Source organism: Variovorax sp. 01N429 (assembly GCF_056399425.1).
The window spans coordinates 224536-242371 of record NZ_JBFTRG010000008.1 but is presented as its reverse complement, the minus strand read 5'-3'; the positions used below and the strand labels follow the sequence as shown (position 1 = coordinate 242371).

Sequence of the window (17836 nt, the reverse complement as noted above, 5' to 3'; positions counted from 1 at the left end):
ACCCCGCTCAGGCGACCAGTTCTTCGCTGCAGAAATCTTCGTAGGCGTGCGCAATCCCGTCGTGCAGCGACATCCTGGGCGTCCATCCCAGCTTGCGAATCCTTGAAATCTCCAGCAACTTGCGCGGCGCACCGTCCGGCTTGCTGGTGTCGTACTGAATCTGACCGCGATAGCCCACCACGTCGCTCACCAGCTGCGCCAGCTCGGCGATCGACAGATCCTCGCCGGTTCCCACATTGATGTGGCTCGCCATGACTTCCGTGTGGGCGGCATAGACCTCGCGCGGAAGGTCCATGACGTGGACGCAGGCGCTTGCCATGTCGTCCACGTAGAGGAATTCGCGCTTCGGCGAGCCCGTGCCCCAGATCACGACCGCAGGTGCGTCGGCCAGCTTTGCTTCATGAAAGCGGCGGATCATTGCCGGCAATACGTGGCTGTTCTCTGGGTGGTAGTTGTCGCCGGGTCCGTAGAGATTGGTCGGCATGACGCTGCGGAAATCGCATCCGTATTGCCGGTTATAGCTCTCGCAGAGCTTGATGCCGGCAATCTTTGCGACGGCATAAGGCTCGTTGGTCGGCTCCAGCTTGCCCGTGAGCAAGGCATCCTCGGACATCGGCTGCGGCGCGAGACGCGGGTAGATGCAGCTGGACCCCAGAAAGAGAAGCTTGCTCACGCCCGTGCGCCAGGACTCGTGAATCAGGTTCGCTTCGACCATCAGGTTCGAGTAGATGAACTCTGCCGGATAAGTGTTGTTGGCGTGGATGCCGCCGACCTTGGCGGCCGCCACATAGACCTCTTGCGGCTTTTCGGCGGCAAAGAAAGCTCTGACCTCAGCCTGGTCGGTGAGGTCGAGCTCCGAATGGCTCCGGCTGATGATGTTCGTGTAGCCCTTGTCAGAGAGGCTGCGGACGATCGCGCTGCCCACCATCCCGCGGTGGCCCGCCACAAAGATTCGCTTCTGAAACTCGTTCATTCGATGTCACCTCGGCGCAGGATTGAAGAATTAGGCGAGCTTTTTTTCGCCTTCTGCGGCCGCGGACGCCTCGTCGAAACGAACGACATCGTCATCGGCCAAGTAGCCACCCGTCTGGACTTCGATCACTTCGAGCGTGGTCTTGCCCGCGTTTTCAAGCCGATAGACCGCACCGACGGGGATGTAGATCGATTCGTTTTCCTTCACGAGCCGCACCACGTCGTCACAGACGACCCGCGCAGCCCCTTTGACGACCACCCAATGTTCAGCGCGGTGATGGTGCATCCGCAACGCAAGTCGCGCGCCGGGTTTGACGGTCAGCCGCTTCACGGCAAAACGCTCCCCGTCGTCAATGCTGTCGTAGGCCCCCCACGGCCTCGGAATGCGGCGATGCCGGGTTGCCTGGCTTTGTCCTTGTGCGGTCAGCAAGGCGACCACATCCTTGACCTGCTCCGCACACTCACTGTGAGCAACGAGCAGCGCGTCGGGCGTGTCGACGACCAGCAGATCCTTCGTACCCAGGGCGACCACGGGCCGGCTGGGCGCATGGATGAAAGTATTGCTGGCGCCCATTGCAAAGCCGTGGCCGCTGATTCGGTTGCCGTTGACATCCGCGTCGTGCAGATCGGCGACCGCATTCCAGCTGCCGACATCGCTCCAGCGGCCCTGAAAAGGGATCACCGCGACCCGGCTGCATTTCTCCAGTACCGCGTAGTCGATGCTTTGGCTGCGACAGCGTCCGAAGGCTGCGCTGTCCATGCGGAGGAAATCCCCGTCGGTCTCAATCGCCGCAGTGGCCGCCTTGCATGAGTCAAGAATGTCGCCGGCATGCTCCGCGAGTGCGGCGATCAGCACTTTGGCCTGCACCAGGAGAATGCCTGCATTCCAGAGATTGCCGCCCTCAAGCAGCAACTGTTCGGCACGTGCCGCGGCCGGCTTTTCGATGAACGCTGCCACCGCATGGCCTGCCTCGGTGGCAAGCGCGCCGTCGAGCTTCTCGCCTTGACGGATATAGCCGTAGGCCGTGCTCGGAAAAGTCGGCTCCACGCCGAACGTCACGAGGTAGCCCTGCAGCGCCGCGGGAATCCCCTGTTGGATGGTCGCAACGAACCGGTCACCTTCCGGGATGTGATGGTCAGCCGGCGCAAAGAGCAGCAATTGATCGGGTTCAGCCAGGAGCGCCACCGCTGCCATCGCGGCTGCCGTATTTCGAGCGACAGGTTCGAGCAACTGCTTGCCGCTCACTTGTGCGGCGTCAATGCCTTCCTGGACGAGAAACCGATGCTCTTCGGCGGCTACACAAGTGACTTCAGTATTGAGCTTGCGAAGGCGCTCGAGCGTGAGCAGGAGCAGGCTCTTGTTGTCCACCAAGGGGGCGAACTGCTTGGGCAGAGTCTTGCGCGAAAGTGGCCACAGGCGCGTGCCACTACCACCGCAGAGCACGACGGGCTGGACGGAATTCATCGAGACCCCTCTCCGCTCACGACGGCCCGAACCGTTTTCAGCAGGATCTTGATGTCGAGCCAGAGCGACCAGTTGCAGACATATTCAACGTCGAGTTCGACGCGGCGCGCATAGGAGAGCCGGTTGCGGCCGCTCACTTGCCAAAGGCCGGTAATGCCGGGGCGCACTGCGCAGTAGTGTTCCCAGCCTTTTCCGTAGAGACTCCGCTGGCGTTCCATGCAGGGGCGTGGCCCGACGAGACTCATGTCGCCCTTCAGCACGTTCCAGAACTGGGGCAGTTCGTCCAGGCTGAGCTTGCGAATGAACATTCCGATGGGGGTGATCCGCGGGTCTTTTTCGAGCTTCTGGAACGTGTCCCATTCGGTCCTAGCCATGTCGTTGCGGCTCAGGAACTCATCCAGTACGTCCTCCGAGTTGCGCACCATCGAGCGAAACTTGTAGAAGCGAAACCGCTGCCCGCGTTCGCCAAGCCGGTTTTGCCAGAAATGCACCGGCCGACCCATGCTGACGGCCACGCTCAACGCCACGATGAGGTACAGCGGGCCGAAAAGGGCAAAGAAAATGAGCGCACCGACGATATCGATCATCCTTTTGGCTGTGCGTTCTAAGTAGCTCAACCGCCTTGGCTGCGCGTAAGCAGGGGGCACCGAAGGGCCACCCCCTTCGGAAGAAAAACGCCGGACCACGTTGCCATTTGCGGTCGAGTCGGAACGAAACATTTGAACTTCTCCCGTATCGGGTGCTGCCTCAATCGAGTGAGCGGGGCAGTGTAACGCTTTACTACTATCAGCAAGAATTTGAACATATGCTGCTGCCGCTGTCGTGTCAACAAAAGCCGTACATCTTCCGCCAAACGGCCTAGGCTTCCCCTCTGTAAAGGGAAGCGTTCGGATGCTTGGTGCATTGCAACATGCTCGGTGACAGTGTAGTCCTTTGGTATGACAAATTGTTAACGAGGCTGTAGGAAAAGGTGTTGTTTACATACGCCGTTTGGCGAAACGTGAAGAAATCCCAACGGGAGTCTTGGGCGATGCGGCCTCAGGAATGACTCGGGAAGGCCGTTTCGGATGGGAGCTGGAGCTCCCGTGAGAGGAAATAGCGAGCCGCGCCGCGGCCCCTCGGGGCGCGGTGGTCGTAATGATGGTCAGGTGAAGGACGCCGCGTGCCAGCATTTGGCGGACACTCGTGTCGGCGGAGTCTGGCGATGAGGGCGGTCCCCGCTTTTTCTGCGCCTCGCCGGCCACAAGACGCAAAAAAAAGGGAGGACAAGCCTCCCTTTGATCGAGACGGAGGGCGAGCCTCCCCAGTTCAGGGGTGAGCGCCCGTGTCTTGCGTGGCCTTCTCGAAGGGCAACACCATTCCGGCCAGGTCCTTGCGAGTTTCGACCAAGACCAGCGGGCCTTCATCGATGACGATCGCCGGCGGCCGTGGGCGGGGAATGTGTGCCGGCTTCGGCTCTGCCGCTATGGCAGCCCTGACCTGCGCAACCCGCTCTGCATCCGAATTGACCCAATGCAAGCCCGATCCTTCGGCGACCTGCGCCAGTTCGTCCAGAGGCAGGACGAATGGCTGGACCTTCGGAAGTGCGCGGGCAGACACGCGAGGCTCGACTACGATCGGCGCTGCCGGGACGGCCAGCGCGGGTTCTTTGCGAGCCGGCGCCGACACTTCCCGGAGATGATCGCCTTCCGTGGCCGCCGGCGTCGCCATGGCCGTTGCGGTGGCTGGAGCCGTCAGCGGAGCAGCCGCATCGGTCTCTTCGCGCGGTGCGCGGTCGCGACGGTCGCGGCCGTAGCGATCACGGGAACGCCCGCGGCGCTCGTCGCCTTCGCGGCGCGGTGCAAGTTCCGCTTCCTGGCCGCGGTCCCCATGGCCGTCCGTCGCCGCAACAGCGTCGCGATCAAGCATCGGCTGCTGTTCCGGAGTAGAAATCTCCCCGGCTTGTGCGACGCTCTCGTTGCGCCGTTCCCGACGTCCTTCGCCGCGATCACCGCGATCGCCGCGGGGTGCGCGCTCTTCCCGAGCATTCCGCCCGCCGCGCTCGGCTTGTCCAGCATTCGGCGTCGCTTCCGCATTGAGGCTCGTGTCGCGGGTGGCTTCGACGCTGCGTTCGCCACGTTCGCCACGTTCACCCGTACGGTCTCTGCGCTCGCCGCGAGCGCGCGGAGTGCGTTCGGAGGGCGCTGCGGAGTTGTCCGGAGGGCTGGTCGAGGCCATTGCCTGCGCGTCGAATTGAACATCCGCCGCCTCGATCGGCTGTTGGCGTGCATCGCCTTCGCGTCGTTCGCCGCGACCGCGGCGTTCTCCGTCGCGGACGGGCCGTGCTTCTCGCGGTTCCCGGGTCTGGTTGTCGTTGCGCGCTTCGTTGCGTCCTTCGCGACGTTCGCCTTCGCGGCGTTCCCCCTCGCGGCGCTCGCCGGAGCGACCACCGCGACGTTCACCCTCGCGACCGTTGCGGCCTTCGCCGCGCCCGCGACGCTGTTCGCCGTCTCGAGCGGTGCGTGGAGCTTCGCCGTCTCGAGCCGTGCGGCCTTCCTTGCGAGGTTTCGGAGCTTCGACTGGAATGGCGGCGGGAGCGGGGGCGGCAACCGGAGCAGCACCGAAAAGGCTCTTGATCCAGCCAAAGAGTCCGGATTCCGCCGATTTGACTGGCGCCGGGGCCGCCGGCGCTTGGCTTGCAGCTGCCGGCGTCGCGACTGGAGGGCGAGCGGCTTCCGGCTTCGGTGCCATCACAGGCGCCGGCGCATCGGGCAGGACGCCCTTGATCACCGGCGTCTGCCTGTTGGTGGGCTCCTGCGATCGACGGGTCACCGAAGTTGGGTCCTCGACCTCGTCTGCCATCTTGTAGCTTGCTTCGATGTGGTCGAGGCGCGGATCGTCGTGCTTGAGCCGCTCCAGCTTGTAGTTGGGCGTTTCGAGCGTCTTGCTGGGCACCATCAGCACGGTCACGCGCTGCTTGAGTTCGATCTTGGCGATCTCCGGGCGCTTTTCATTCAGGAGGAACGAGGCAACCTCGACCGGAACCTGCACGTGGACGGCCGCGGTGTTGTCCTTCATCGATTCTTCTTGAATGATTCGAAGGATCTGCAGAGCGCTCGACTCCGTGTCGCGAATGTGGCCGGAACCGCCGCATCGCGGGCAGGGGATGGAGGAGCCTTCGCTGAGCGCCGGCTTCAGCCGCTGGCGGCTCATTTCCATCAGTCCGAACTTGCTGATCGAACCGAACTGAACGCGTGCACGGTCTTGTCGCAACGCGTCCCGCAGGCGGCTTTCGACTTCGCGGCGGTTCTTGGACTCGTCCATGTCGATAAAGTCGATCACGATCAGCCCGCCCAGATCCCGCAAGCGCATCTGGCGCGCCACTTCGTCGGCAGCCTCGAGGTTGGTTCGAGTGGCGGTTTCTTCGATGTCGCCGCCCTTGATGGCGCGTGCCGAGTTGACGTCGACCGACACGAGTGCTTCGGTGTGATCGATGACGATTGCGCCGCCGCTCGGGAGCTGCACGGTCCGGGCATAGGCCGATTCGATCTGGTGCTCAATCTGGAACCGGCTGAAAAGGGCCGCATCGTCGCGATAGCGCTTCACGCGCGACGCATGCTCCGGCATCACATGCGCCATGAACTGCTGCGCTTGGTCGTAGATGTCGTCGGTGTCGATCAGGATGTCGCCGATGTCGTGATTGAAGTAGTCGCGAATGGCGCGGATCACGAGAGACGATTCCTGGTAGATCAGGAAGGCGCCCTTGCCGCCCTGGGCTGCGCCATCGATGGCGGTCCAGAGCTTCAGCAGGTAGTTCAGGTCCCACTGCAGCTCTGGGGCCGAGCGCCCGATGCCTGCCGTGCGCGCGATGATGCTCATCCCCTTGGGGTATTCGAGCTGGTCCATCGCCTCCTTCAATTCGGCGCGGTCGTCGCCCTCGATTCGCCGGCTCACGCCACCGCCGCGGGGGTTGTTCGGCATCAGGACGACATAGCGTCCGGCCAGCGAAATGAAGGTCGTCAGCGCCGCACCCTTGTTGCCGCGCTCTTCCTTCTCGACCTGGACGACCAGTTCCTGGCCTTCCTTGATGGCGTCCTGAATGCGAGCCTGGCTTGCCGACACGCCTTCGGCGAAATATTGTTTTGAGATTTCCTTGAACGGCAGGAAGCCGTGGCGGTCTTCGCCGTAGTCGACAAAGCAGGCTTCAAGCGACGGCTCGACGCGCGTTACCACGGCCTTGTAGATGTTGCCCTTGCGCTGTTCGCGTCCTTCGATTTCGATTTCGTAGTCGAGGAGCTTTTGCCCGTCGACAATGGCCAAGCGGCGCTCTTCGGCCTGCGTGGCGTTGATCAGCATCCGTTTCATGATGCGTTGTCCTTCTGTATGTTTCGTCTCGTTCTACCGGTCCATGACGGACCTAACGATGCACGGACGACGCGTCGCGAAACGAAGGAATTGCCGCTAAGCCCTGGCAGATGGTGGCTGCCGCGCGAGCGCGAGCAGCCGCATCGAGAGTCAACTCGATGCCGGCCAGGGTGGGGGCGCATGGATGGGCGCGAGCCCGACGTGATGTTGACTCGCCGTGTTGTCAACGGCGACTGGCGCAATGGTGGCGCGCACAGCTGGCGGCTCAATGCCCGAACTCGTCGGCATCAGCCAACGCAGGACAAGTTGAACCAATAGCATCAACACAAGGTACTCGCTTCGATCCGCCGGCAGCTATGAGCCTGCCGGCTGGGGTATTCCGTATCGGTGTTTCGTGGGCGTCGGCTTGACTCGGGTGCAGTGCCCGCCGCCTTGCGCGTTTGCGCGTGGCTTGCGAACTCGACATCAAAGCGGCATCGACCTCACAGCGCCGCTTGCAGTGCTCTAAACTTCTGATTAATCAAGCACTTACATGGCCGCGCTGGTGAAAAACATTATAGGTGCGAAGCCGAGCCCCGCGGCGACCGAAGTTCGCTTTCTGACGGTCGACGAAGAGTCTGCCGGGCAGCGGTTGGATAACTTCCTTTTCCGCCAACTTAAGGGCGTACCGAAGACCCACGTCTACCGGATCATCCGGTCGGGAGAGGTGCGCATCAACAAGGGGCGCGTGCAGGCCGAGACTCGCCTGGCCTCCGGTGACGTCTTGCGTCTTCCTCCGGTCCGCGTATCACCTCGGTCAGAGGAGGGCGCATCTGCGCCAGCGCCCGCCCGTGAATTCCCTGTGATCCATGAAGACGATGCGTTGGTCGCCATCGACAAGCCTGCGGGCGTGGCGGTTCATGGCGGCAGCGGCGTGAGCTTTGGGGTCATCGAGCAATTGCGCAGGGCGCGGCCTGCCGCCCGATTTCTGGAACTCGTGCATCGGCTCGACCGGGAAACGTCGGGCATCCTCCTGGTCGCCAAGAAGCGCAGCGCATTGACCGCGCTGCAAAACCAGTTCCGCGAGCGCGAGACCGGCAAGACCTATCTCGCGCTGGTCGAAGGAAGTTGGCCGGCCAACAAGAAGGTACTTGACGCGTCCCTTGCCAAGTATTTGTTGCCGGGTGCTGACGGCACCTCTGATGCAGGAGAGCGGCGCGTGCGGGTCGTCGCCAAGGACCACCCGGACGCCATGCGGGCGGTCACCTTGGTGAAGGTGCTTTCCAGCTTCACCCTGAAGGGAGACACTGCGCCTGTATCACTGCTGTCGGTCACCATCAAGACTGGCAGAACGCACCAGATCCGAGTGCATCTTGCATCGGCAGGTCACGCGATCGCGGGCGACGACAAATACGGCGATTTCGAGCGCAATCGAGCCCTCCAGAAAATCGGCCTCAAACGCATGTTTCTGCATGCGTGGCTCTTGCAATTCACCCATCCAGCGACCAATGAACGCATGGAGCTTCGGGCCAATCTGCCGCCTGAACTGCACGCGTTGATGCCCCAAGCTGCACTTGAAGTGCTCGCGACCCATTCCTCGACGATTCCACATGACTGATAGCCGCCCACGCCGTTTCGATCTGATTGCTTTTGACTGGGACGGGACACTTTACGACTCGACCCGCCTCATCGTTCGGTGCATTCAGGCGGCGGTGGTCGACGTCGGCGGTGCCAAGCCGAGCGAAAACGACGCCGCCTGGGTGATCGGCCTCGGCCTTGCCGAAGCGCTCGCTCGAGCCGCCCCGGACGTACCGAAGGAAAAGTACGCCGAACTGGGTGCGCGCTATCGTTATCACTATCTTCAGCATCAGGACGATCTTGTGTTGTTCGACGGCGTTCTGCCGATGCTCGATGCGCTTCGGGCGCGCGGCTACATGCTCGCCGTCGCAACCGGCAAATCGCGCCGCGGACTGAATGAGGCGCTGGCTACAGTTGCTTTGCGCGATCGGTTCGATGCTTCTCGCACGGCCGACGAGACCTTCGGAAAGCCGCATCCCCGGATGTTGCTCGAACTGATGGAAGAGCTCGATGCGTGCCCCGAACGAACCCTCATGATCGGGGACACCACGCACGATCTGCAACTCGCGATCAACGCCGGCTGTGCGAGTGTCGGCGTCAGCTACGGAGCCCACAAACCCCATGAGTTCGACGCCTTGTCTCCGCTGCATGTGGCGCATTCAGTCTCTGGTTTGACCGACTGGCTTCTTGGGAACGCGTGACAATTCGCGCATGAGCGAGTGCATTCCTCTTTGCAATGCCGCTGATCTGGTCGAGGGCGGGCGTGGCGTGCCGTTCGATGTGGTGCATGGCGGGCAAGCATGCCGCGCCTTTGCGATCCGATTCGAAGGCCGGCCATATGCCTTTCTGAACCGCTGCAGCCACGTCGCGATGGAGTTGGACTTCCAGCCCGATCGCTTTTTCGACGACTCCGGGCAGTGGCTGCTGTGCGCAACCCATGGTGCCGTCTACAAGCCCGACACAGGGGAATGTGCCGGGGGCCCTTGCCGTGGCGGGCTGGTGAAGATCGCGTTGAGCGAGCATGACGGCGTTGTCCACTGGCATACTGACTGGAACCTCCAACCTCTCGTCTTCTGAAATGACAGATTCCACCCGCAAGGAGCCCGAGGGTTTCGAGCCTCTCGAGCGCACTGCGCCCGGCCCTAACCCAACGATCATGTCAAAGAACGACCCGACGCAGCAAGCCGGCTGGGAGCGCGCGACCCTTGAAAAGCTGGCCTTTGCTGCCTTGCGCGAACAACGAGCCAGCCGCCGTTGGAAGATATTCGTTCGGCTCGCGTGGCTGGCGTTCTTCATCTTCCTGGCGTGGTTTGCCGTTTCGCGCGCGACGCCAACAGCCGCCAAGACGACCGCGCATACCGCTGTGGTTGAAATCAAGGGCGAAATCGCGGCGGGCGCGGATGCGAGCGCTGAATTCGTGGTCGCGGCTATGAAGACGGCGTTCGAAGACGACGGCGCAAAGGGCATTGTGCTGCTGATCAACTCGCCCGGCGGCAGTCCGGTGCAGGCCGGCATCATCAACGACGAAATCAAGCGTATGCGCGCCAAGTACAAAAAGCCGATCTACGCCGTTGTCGAGGAGACCTGTGCTTCCGCCGCTTACTACATTGCCGCCGCAACCGACAAGGTTTTCGTCGACAAGGCCAGCATTGTCGGAAGCATCGGTGTGCTGATGGACGGTTTCGGATTTACCGGCCTCATGGACAAGGTCGGCGTGGAACGCAGGCTTCTGACCGCGGGCGAAAACAAGGGCTTCCTGGATCCATTCAGCCCGATGAATGACGCCCAGCGTGCGCACGCGCAGCAAATGCTGGATCAGATCCACGCGCAGTTCATCGACGTGGTCAAGACCGGCCGCGGCAATCGGCTCAAATTGGACACTCCCGGCTTGTTCAGCGGTCTGTTCTGGAGTGGCCAGCAGGCGATCGAACTAGGGCTCGCCGATCAGCTCGGCAATGTCGACTATGTGGCCCGCGAGGTGATCAAAGCTGAAGAAGTCATCGACTACACGCGTCGCGACAACGTCGCCGAGAAGCTTGCGAAGAAATTTGGTGCAGCCCTCGGCGACGCCTCGGTGCGAGCCCTGCACGCCGCGCCTGCTTTGCGCTGAATTGAGCGGGCTACTCTGAATTGGCGCGGCGCGCCGACGCGGCGAGTCCGGCGGCAAAGACCACCACGACGTACAGCGCGGCCGTCAGACTGCTGAGCTGCGCAAGGAAGCCGATCACCGGCGGCCCTGACATGAAGCCGAGGTAGGCCACGGCCGATACCGCGGCGATGCCTTGTGCCGGATCGACGTCCGGCACGCGCGCAGCGGCCGCAAAAAGAATCGGCACCACATTGGCGAAGCCGACGCCAACACCTGCGAATCCGATCAGGGCCATCCAGGGCGTGTCCGTGATCAGCACCAGCGTCATCGACAAGGCGGCGAGCAGCGCGCTGCCGCGCAGGAGCACGTCCGGCGCAAAGCGCGCGCGCAGGGCATCGCCGCCGAAGCGGGTCAGAGCCATTGCCGCGGAAAAACTCGCATAGGCGAGGGCGGCTTGCTGCTGCGGGCTGCCCAATTCCTGCTGAAGATAGAGGACGCTCCAGTCGTAAATGGCGCCTTCGGCAATCAGTCCGAGCGCCGCCAGCACCCCGAGTACCGCGAGAGTGCCGCGAGGCATCCGGAAGCCTTCGGCCGCGCTGGCGGACGCCGTTGCCTCTTTCGGGAGCATCCGCCGCGCGGACAGTGAGACGGTGAGCGCCATCGCCGCCGCGACGAGCAACAGATGGTGGTGCGCGGCCATCCCCGCTGCAATGGCCGCACTGCCCGTGGTAGCGCCAACCATGCCGCCGAGGCTGAACATGCCGTGCATGCCGCTCATCAACGGTTTGCCGCCTCGAAGCTCGAGTTGCGCTGCCTCGGTATTGATTGCCACGTCGAAGACGCTCGTGGCGATACCGAATGCAGCGAGTAGGACGAGCAGCGCGGCATAGCCTGGCGCGATCAACAAACCTGCCAGCAGCAGCGCATATATCGAACCGCAAACGCCCGCCACACGAGCCGCGCCGTAGCGGCCGATCCATCGACTCGCCTGCGTCAGGCCCAGGAGCGCCCCCACTCCTGCCGCGAGCAGCGCGAGCCCCAATTGCGCTTCATCGACGCCGTAGTGCGCTTTCACGGTGGGGATGTGGACTCCCCACGTCGCAAAGACAAATCCTGAACAGAAGAACTGCGCTCGCGAAGCCCAGCGCATGCTTGCGGAAACGACCGTCATGGCGTCGGCGGGGTGGTCAGCGGCCGATGGCGAATACCGCCGGCGCACGCTCTTCCGCCAGCCGAGGACGCGCGCGCCAGGCTTTGACCGTTTCGCTGCGAACGTGCGAAGACCCCAGGGTGAGCCCGCTCGCGACGGCCAGGCGGGTGTTGTGCTGGAGCGTCTGCGTCAACGCCTGCAGCATCACGGCATTGCGATAGGGGGTTTCGATGAAAAGCTGCGTCTGGCCGGTCTTCAGGGCAAGCGCTTCGAGCTCGCGTATGCGCCGGATTCGCGCCTCGGTGTCCTGCGGGAGATACCCAACAAAAGCGAAGTTCTGACCATTGAGCCCGCTCGCTGCCAGCGCGAGCAGCAGAGATACAGGACCGGTCAGCGGAACGACCGCGATGCCCAGCTCATGCGCTGCCCTCGCTACGGACGATCCCGGATCCGCGACGGCGGGCATGCCTGCTTCGCTGAGCAGGCCGACGTCGTGCCCTTCGAGCGCAGCGGAAAGAAGAGGGCCGGCATCGAACTGGCCGCCGTGGTCGCCTTTCTTGTGCACTTCGCGCGGCAATTCCTGGATCTGCAGAGCTTGGAGCGGGGCCGCGAGCGGCAAGATGGCGTCGATCCGCTTGAGGTAGGCCCGAGCCGACTTCGCGTTCTCGCAGATCCAGTGCGTGATCTGGGCGGCCGCTTGTAGGGTGCCACGTGGCACTGTGGCTTGAAGATCCAGTTGCTCGTCACACCCGAAGTCCAGCGGTGCCGGCACGAGGTACAGCTTTCCGTAGGCCTCGATATTCACAGCAGGTCGACTCCTGCCGCGCGCAGCATCCTGGCTGTTCGAATCAGCGGCAGGCCGATGAGGGCGGTTGGATCATCGCTTTCGATGGCATCGAGCAATGCGATGCCCAAGCCTTCACTCTTAGCACTACCGGCGCAGTCGTAGGGTTGCTCCGCGTTCAAGTAAGCCTCGATGGCTGCGTCACTCAAGTCGCGAAAAGTTACCTTTACCGGCGCAAGGTCGCGCTGGGTGAAGCTGGTGCTTTGGCAAACAACCGCGACTGCCGTCTGAAAGATCAGGGTTTGGCCGCGCATTCGCCGCAATTGGGCTGTAGCACGTGCGTGGTCCCCAGGTTTTCCAAGGGGCTCGCCGTGCAGGTCGGCCACTTGGTCGGATCCAATCACGATCGCTTCGGGGAAAAGGCGCGCGACCGCTTTTGCTTTTTCGAGTGCCAGTCGATCGGCGAGCGCGGCTGGCGTTTCGCTTTCCATTGCAGTTTCATCAACTTCAGGCGCCTGAATGTCAAAAGGCAGGCGCAGTCGGAGCATGAGTTCCCGGCGATAGCGCGATGTCGAGGCAAGAATCACTTGGCGTTGCATGGTCATGATTGTGCGCGAGCGGTTTAGACTGGCGCGGATGACGAGAGAATTTGCCCCCAGCCGGCTCGACGTGAATGGCTTCGCCGCATCTGCTGCAGTCCTTTCCGCAAACGAGCCCCTCCAGAACTACGAACGCCTGCGCGCCGAGTTGGCGGCCCCCGCTGACGATTTGACCGTTCGATGGGAAGCCGCCGGCCAGACCCGCAACGGGCCGGAAGGCGCCAACGTGCCGTGGCTACACCTGACCGCGGAAGTTCGGGTTCAGCTGGTATGCCAACGTTGCCTTGCGCCTGTCGAGGTGACGCTGCATATCGACCGCTGGTTTCGTTTTGCCGCCGACGAAGCGACCGCCGCGGCGGAAGATGAGGAGGCGGAAGAGGACGTGCTCGTGGCGAGTCGTGACTTCAACCTTCACGAGCTCATTGAAGACGAACTTCTGATGGAAATCCCCGTCACGCCGCGGCACGAGGTTTGTCCTGAGCCGATGCGACTCTCCGCCGTGGACCCCGACTTCGAGGCAGCAGAGGCAGAGCGGCCCAACCCGTTCGCTGCCCTTGGCGCATTGCGTTCCGACAAGACAAAATAGGCCGCAACACTTCCATTTGGCGTGTGGTGTCGCGTTGGGCTATACTCACGGGCTTCGCGCGCGCCGCCGCTAGTGCTTCAAAGCGTTATCGCCGCCCCGCATGCACACCAACTCACCCGAATACTTCCAGGAGCCAGTATGGCCGTCCAGCAAAACAAGAAGTCGCCGTCGAAGCGCGGCATGCATCGTTCGCACAACGCGCTGGGCGTGCCCGGCATTGCCGTCGAGCCAACCACCGGCGAAACGCATCTGCGTCACCACATCAGCCCCAACGGTTTTTATCGCGGCCGCAAGGTGCTCAAGACCAAATCTGAAGCCTAACTTCTACTCAAGGCCAGGGCCCGAAGCTACTTTTCCCGTAGCGTCGGGCCTTTGTTTTGATGCCCACACCGCCTGCACTCGTTTCAGCGTCGCCCGTGATCACGCTTGCTGTTGACTGCATGGGCGGCGACCATGGTCCGCGGGTCACCCTCCCGGCATGTCGAGCATTTCTAGAGCGTCACTCGGAAGCATCGCTGCTTCTTGTGGGAATGCCTGACGCACTTGCAAATTTTTCGCACCCTCGGGCGACGGTGATTCCCGCTCGCGAAGTGATCGGCATGGACGATCCTGTCGAGGTGGCACTGCGAAAGAAAAAAGACTCGTCCATGCGAGTCGCCATCCAGCAAGTCAAGGATGGTGTGGCGCAAGCCGCCATCTCTGCCGGGAACACGGGCGCTCTCATGGCGATCGCGAGGTACTTGCTGAAGACACTGGACGGGATTGATCGCCCTGCGATTGCTCCGCAGTTGCCCAACAGCAAGGGCGGCGCAACAACAGTGCTGGATCTCGGTGCCAATGTCGACTGCGACGCCGAAGATCTGCTGCAGTTTGCGGTGTTGGGATCTGCGCTGGTGTCGGCGCTGACTGGCAACGAGGCCCCGTCCGTGGGGCTCCTCAATGTTGGCGAAGAAGCCATTAAAGGCAGCGAAACTATCAAAAGAGCTAGTCAGCTGCTACGCAAGGCTGCCAACTCGCAGGATCTGAACTTCTACGGAAACGTGGAGGGCAACGATATTTTCAAAGGGACCACCGACATCGTCGTCTGCGACGGCTTTGTCGGCAACGTCACGCTGAAGGCAACCGAGGGCGTTGCCTCGATGATCGTGGACTTTCTGCGGATCGAATACACCAATGGGCTATTCAGCAAATTTGCCGCGATCGTGTCCTATCCGGTCCTAAAAGCGCTCAAAAAGCGGCTTGACCACCGCAGGTACAACGGCGCAGCATTGCTCGGCCTGCGCGGCCTCGTCTTCAAGAGCCATGGCTCTGCCGATGAAGTGGCCTTCGGGCACGCGCTTGATCGCGCTTATGATGCCGCTCGCAACAACCTGCTCGATCGCGTGCGGGCTCGCATCGCCCACGCCGCGCCATTGCTTGCGCGTCAGAATTCGGCGGCGCCGGCCGCCGCCGCGGCGCTCCACGATTGATGACTCCTTTCTCCCGCATTACAGGCACTGGCAGTTACCTGCCACCTCGCCGTGTCACGAACGACGATCTCGCCAGAGACCTGGCCACCCGGGGCGTCGAGACTTCTGACCAATGGATCATCGAGAGGACCGGTATCCGGGCTCGGCATTTCGCGGCTCCCGACGTGGCGAGCAGCGATCTGGCCCTGGAAGCCGCAAAGCATGCGCTGGAGTCTGCCCGACGCAGTGCAGCGGACATCGACCTGATCATCGTCGCGACCTCCACACCCGACATGGTGTTCCCTTCCTCGGCAGCCATTCTTCAGAACAAGTTGGGCATTGCCGGATGTCCGGCCTTCGACGTTCAGGCGGTATGCAGCGGATTTGTGTATGCGTTGACGGTCGCAGACGCGATGATTCGGACGGGAAGTGCCAAATGTGCGCTCGTCGTCGGCGCGGAAGTGTTCTCTCGCATTCTTGATTTCAACGATCGCACCACGTGCGTGCTCTTCGGCGACGGCGCTGGGGCTGTCATTCTCGAGGCCAGCGACGAACCGGGAATACTTTCAAGCGATCTGCACGCCGATGGCAAGCATGTGGGCATCCTGTGCGTTCCGGGTCATGTGTCGGGCGGCTCGGTCCTGGGCACGCCATTGCTTCACATGGACGGGCAAGCGGTTTTCAAGCTCGCCGTGCGCGTGCTGGAAGACGCGGCTCGCGCTGCCTTGCAGAAGGCCGGCAAGTCGGACAACGACATCGATTGGCTGATCCCGCACCAGGCGAACATCCGCATCATGGAAGGCACAGCAAAGAAACTGAAGTTGCCTCGTGAAAAGCTGATCGTCACCGTTGACGAGCACGGCAATACTTCGGCAGCCTCCATACCGCTGGCGCTCGACCATGCTGTTCGAAGCGGCAAGGTGAAGAAGGGTGATACCTTGATGCTCGAGGGCGTTGGCGGCGGTTTCACATGGGGCGCGGTGTTGCTCAACTATTGACAAGCTGGTTTCCCCGACCGAGCCCCCGCTGAATCACCACGAACAATGAAAACTTTCGCTTTTGTCTTCCCTGGGCAAGGTTCCCAAGCTGTTGGGATGCTCGACGCTTGGGGTGATCACCCTGCAGTGACTGAAACCTTGCGTGAGGCTTCCGACGCTCTCGACCAGGACATCGGCCGTCTCATCAACGAAGGTCCGAAGGAGTCGCTGGCCCTCACGACGAACACGCAGCCTGTGATGCTGGTCGCCGGAGTGGCGGCGTGGCGCGCCTGGATTGCAGAGGGCGGCGATCTGCCGTCTGTCGTCGCTGGCCATTCGCTGGGTGAATACTCCGCACTGGTCGCGTCAGGGGCCTTGACGTTGGCCGAAGCTGCACCGTTGGTGCGCTTCCGTGCTCAGGCGATGCAGCAGGCCGTGCCCATCGGCGTCGGTGCAATGGCGGCCATCCTTGGCATGGATGCAGAGAAGGTCAAGGCAGGTTGCGCCGAGGTGACCCGAGCGTTCGGGGCTGCCAGCGCAGAAGTCGTCGAAGCGGTGAATTTCAATGATCCGCAGCAGACCGTGATTGCAGGCAGCAAGGCTGCCGTCGACAAGGCGTGCGAGGTATTGAAGGCGAGCGGTGCAAAGCGGGCGCTTCCTTTGCCAGTGTCGGCGCCCTTTCATTCAAGCCTGATGAAACCTGCCGCAGAGGCGTTGCGTGAGCGGCTGGCGTCGGTGGTGCTTGTGGCCCCGCGCATTCCGGTGATCAACAACATCGACGTGAGCGTGACGTCCGATCCCGAATTCATTCGCGATGCTTTGGTGCGTCAGGCAGCGGGCCCGGTGCGATGGGTCGAGACTGTGCGTGCCTTGAAGGAACGCGGCGTGGAGGTCATTGTCGAGTGCGGGCCAGGCAAGGTGCTTGCGGGCATGGCAAAGCGAATCGAGCCCGAAATTTCGGCGGCATCGGTCTACGACCCGGCGACGCTCGCCGAAACGCGGCAATTGCTCGGCGCTTGAGCCCGAAGGTTTTTCATGAGTACACCCAAATTCGAAGGACAGGTCGCGCTGGTTACCGGCGCGTCGCGCGGAATCGGCGCCGCGATCGCGGCCGAACTGGCGCAGCGCGGGCTCAAGGTCATTGGCACAGGCACCACCGAAGAAGGTGCGGCCAAGATCACTGCGGCGCTGAGCGCGCATGGTGGCCGCGGCTGTGCACTGGACGTCAACGACGGCCCGGCGGTCGAGGCGCTGATCGATGAGATCGTCAAGGTTTACGGCGCCATCCACGTACTGGTCAACAATGCCGGCATTACCCGAGACACGCTCGCCATGAGGCTGAAGGACGCTGACTGGGATGCCGTGCTGGACACCAACCTGAAGGCCGTTTTCCGCCTTTCGCGTGCGGTCATGCGGCCCATGATGAAGCAGCGCTATGGCCGAATTATCAATATCACGAGCGTGGTCGGCGCTTCAGGCAACGCGGGGCAAGCCAACTATGCGGCTGCAAAGGCTGGCGTTGCAGGAATGACGCGAGCCTTGGCGCGCGAACTCGGCAGCCGCAATATCACCGTCAATTGCGTGGCTCCGGGTTTCATCGAAACCGATATGACCGCCAGTCTCCCGGAGGCGCAACAGCAGGCGCTGCTCGCCCAGATTCCATTGGGTCATTTGGGCAAGCCCGCCGACATAGCGCATGCTGTCGCCTTTATGGCCTCTCCGCAAGCCGGCTACGTCACGGGGCAGGAACTGCACGTGAATGGCGGCATGCACATGTAAGCTGCGGGCGCAACACTTTTCACCAGCGGCTGTGCGGCAATTGCCACAACACGGCCGGCTAAAATCCACCGTTTACCTACAACCCT

17 protein-coding genes are annotated in these 17836 nt (G+C 62.4%); 10 read left to right on the top strand and 7 right to left on the bottom strand.

The window, feature by feature from the left end:
- Positions 1-7: 7 nt before the first annotated feature.
- From fcl to AC1DSF_RS16730, 4 genes are all read right to left on the bottom strand, one after another.
- Entirely contained in the window at positions 8-973 is a 966-nt protein-coding gene (gene fcl / locus AC1DSF_RS16745; protein ID WP_478127324.1) for a GDP-L-fucose synthase, read from the bottom strand.
- A gap of 30 nt (positions 974-1003) precedes the next feature.
- The gene (locus AC1DSF_RS16740; RefSeq protein ID WP_478145861.1) at positions 1004-2437 is read right to left on the bottom strand and encodes a mannose-1-phosphate guanylyltransferase/mannose-6-phosphate isomerase; all 1434 of its coding nucleotides are present in this window, start codon (positions 2435-2437) and stop codon (positions 1004-1006) included.
- Positions 2434-3024 (bottom strand): sugar transferase, encoded by a 591-nt coding sequence (locus AC1DSF_RS16735; protein ID WP_478127322.1) that lies wholly within the window; start codon positions 3022-3024, stop codon positions 2434-2436. Before AC1DSF_RS16735 ends, AC1DSF_RS16740 begins: the two co-directional genes overlap by 4 nt.
- Before the next feature lie 721 nt (positions 3025-3745).
- Positions 3746-6781: an Rne/Rng family ribonuclease gene (locus AC1DSF_RS16730; RefSeq protein WP_478183139.1), complete on the bottom strand. Its 3036-nt coding sequence runs from the start codon at positions 6779-6781 to the stop codon at positions 3746-3748.
- Between the two features lie 544 nt (positions 6782-7325).
- Here AC1DSF_RS16730 and AC1DSF_RS16725 point away from each other — a divergent pair.
- From AC1DSF_RS16725 to AC1DSF_RS16710, 4 genes are read left to right on the top strand one after another with little or no spacing between them, the layout of a single operon-like run.
- Entirely contained in the window at positions 7326-8378 is a 1053-nt protein-coding gene (locus tag AC1DSF_RS16725) for an RluA family pseudouridine synthase (protein ID WP_478127320.1), read from the top strand.
- Complete coding sequence (locus AC1DSF_RS16720) at positions 8371-9039, top strand: HAD-IIIA family hydrolase (RefSeq protein ID WP_478127319.1); 669 nt, start codon at positions 8371-8373, stop codon at positions 9037-9039. Before AC1DSF_RS16725 ends, AC1DSF_RS16720 begins: the two co-directional genes overlap by 8 nt.
- Positions 9040-9049: 10 nt before the next feature.
- Positions 9050-9415, top strand: a complete 366-nt coding sequence (locus AC1DSF_RS16715) for a Rieske (2Fe-2S) protein (RefSeq protein ID WP_478127318.1) — start codon at positions 9050-9052, stop codon at positions 9413-9415.
- Between the two features lies 1 nt (position 9416).
- Positions 9417-10448: a S49 family peptidase gene (locus AC1DSF_RS16710; RefSeq protein WP_478145886.1), complete on the top strand. Its 1032-nt coding sequence runs from the start codon at positions 9417-9419 to the stop codon at positions 10446-10448.
- A gap of 10 nt (positions 10449-10458) precedes the next feature.
- Here AC1DSF_RS16710 and AC1DSF_RS16705 read toward each other — a convergent pair whose 3' ends face one another.
- From AC1DSF_RS16705 to AC1DSF_RS16695, 3 genes are read right to left on the bottom strand one after another with little or no spacing between them, the layout of a single operon-like run.
- Positions 10459-11598, bottom strand: a complete 1140-nt coding sequence (locus AC1DSF_RS16705; protein ID WP_478127317.1) for an MFS transporter — start codon at positions 11596-11598, stop codon at positions 10459-10461.
- Between the two features lie 16 nt (positions 11599-11614).
- Positions 11615-12382, bottom strand: coding sequence for an SAM-dependent methyltransferase (locus AC1DSF_RS16700; RefSeq protein ID WP_478127316.1), 768 nt, complete (start codon positions 12380-12382; stop codon positions 11615-11617).
- Positions 12379-12960: a Maf family protein gene (locus AC1DSF_RS16695; RefSeq protein ID WP_478127372.1), complete on the bottom strand. Its 582-nt coding sequence runs from the start codon at positions 12958-12960 to the stop codon at positions 12379-12381. Before AC1DSF_RS16695 ends, AC1DSF_RS16700 begins: the two co-directional genes overlap by 4 nt.
- Positions 12961-12997: 37 nt before the next feature.
- Here AC1DSF_RS16695 and AC1DSF_RS16690 point away from each other — a divergent pair, with 37 nt between their 5' ends.
- The 6 genes from AC1DSF_RS16690 (at position 12998) to fabG (ending at position 17750) form a co-directional block, all read left to right on the top strand.
- Positions 12998-13546, top strand: coding sequence for a YceD family protein (locus tag AC1DSF_RS16690; protein ID WP_478127371.1), 549 nt, complete (start codon positions 12998-13000; stop codon positions 13544-13546).
- A gap of 138 nt (positions 13547-13684) precedes the next feature.
- Positions 13685-13867 (top strand): 50S ribosomal protein L32, encoded by a 183-nt coding sequence (rpmF, locus tag AC1DSF_RS16685; RefSeq protein ID WP_028248601.1) that lies wholly within the window; start codon positions 13685-13687, stop codon positions 13865-13867.
- Positions 13868-13962: 95 nt separating this feature from the next.
- Positions 13963-15015, top strand: coding sequence for a phosphate acyltransferase PlsX (gene plsX / locus AC1DSF_RS16680; RefSeq protein WP_478127315.1), 1053 nt, complete (start codon positions 13963-13965; stop codon positions 15013-15015).
- Positions 15015-15992, top strand: coding sequence for a beta-ketoacyl-ACP synthase III (locus AC1DSF_RS16675; protein WP_478127314.1), 978 nt, complete (start codon positions 15015-15017; stop codon positions 15990-15992). Before plsX ends, AC1DSF_RS16675 begins: the two co-directional genes overlap by 1 nt.
- Before the next feature lie 45 nt (positions 15993-16037).
- A complete protein-coding gene (gene fabD, locus AC1DSF_RS16670; protein ID WP_478127313.1) occupies positions 16038-16991 on the top strand; it encodes an ACP S-malonyltransferase in 954 nt (317 codons plus the stop codon).
- Between the two features lie 15 nt (positions 16992-17006).
- The gene (gene fabG, locus AC1DSF_RS16665) at positions 17007-17750 is read left to right on the top strand and encodes a 3-oxoacyl-ACP reductase FabG (RefSeq protein WP_478127312.1); all 744 of its coding nucleotides are present in this window, start codon (positions 17007-17009) and stop codon (positions 17748-17750) included.
- The last annotated feature ends 86 nt before the right edge of the window (positions 17751-17836 follow it).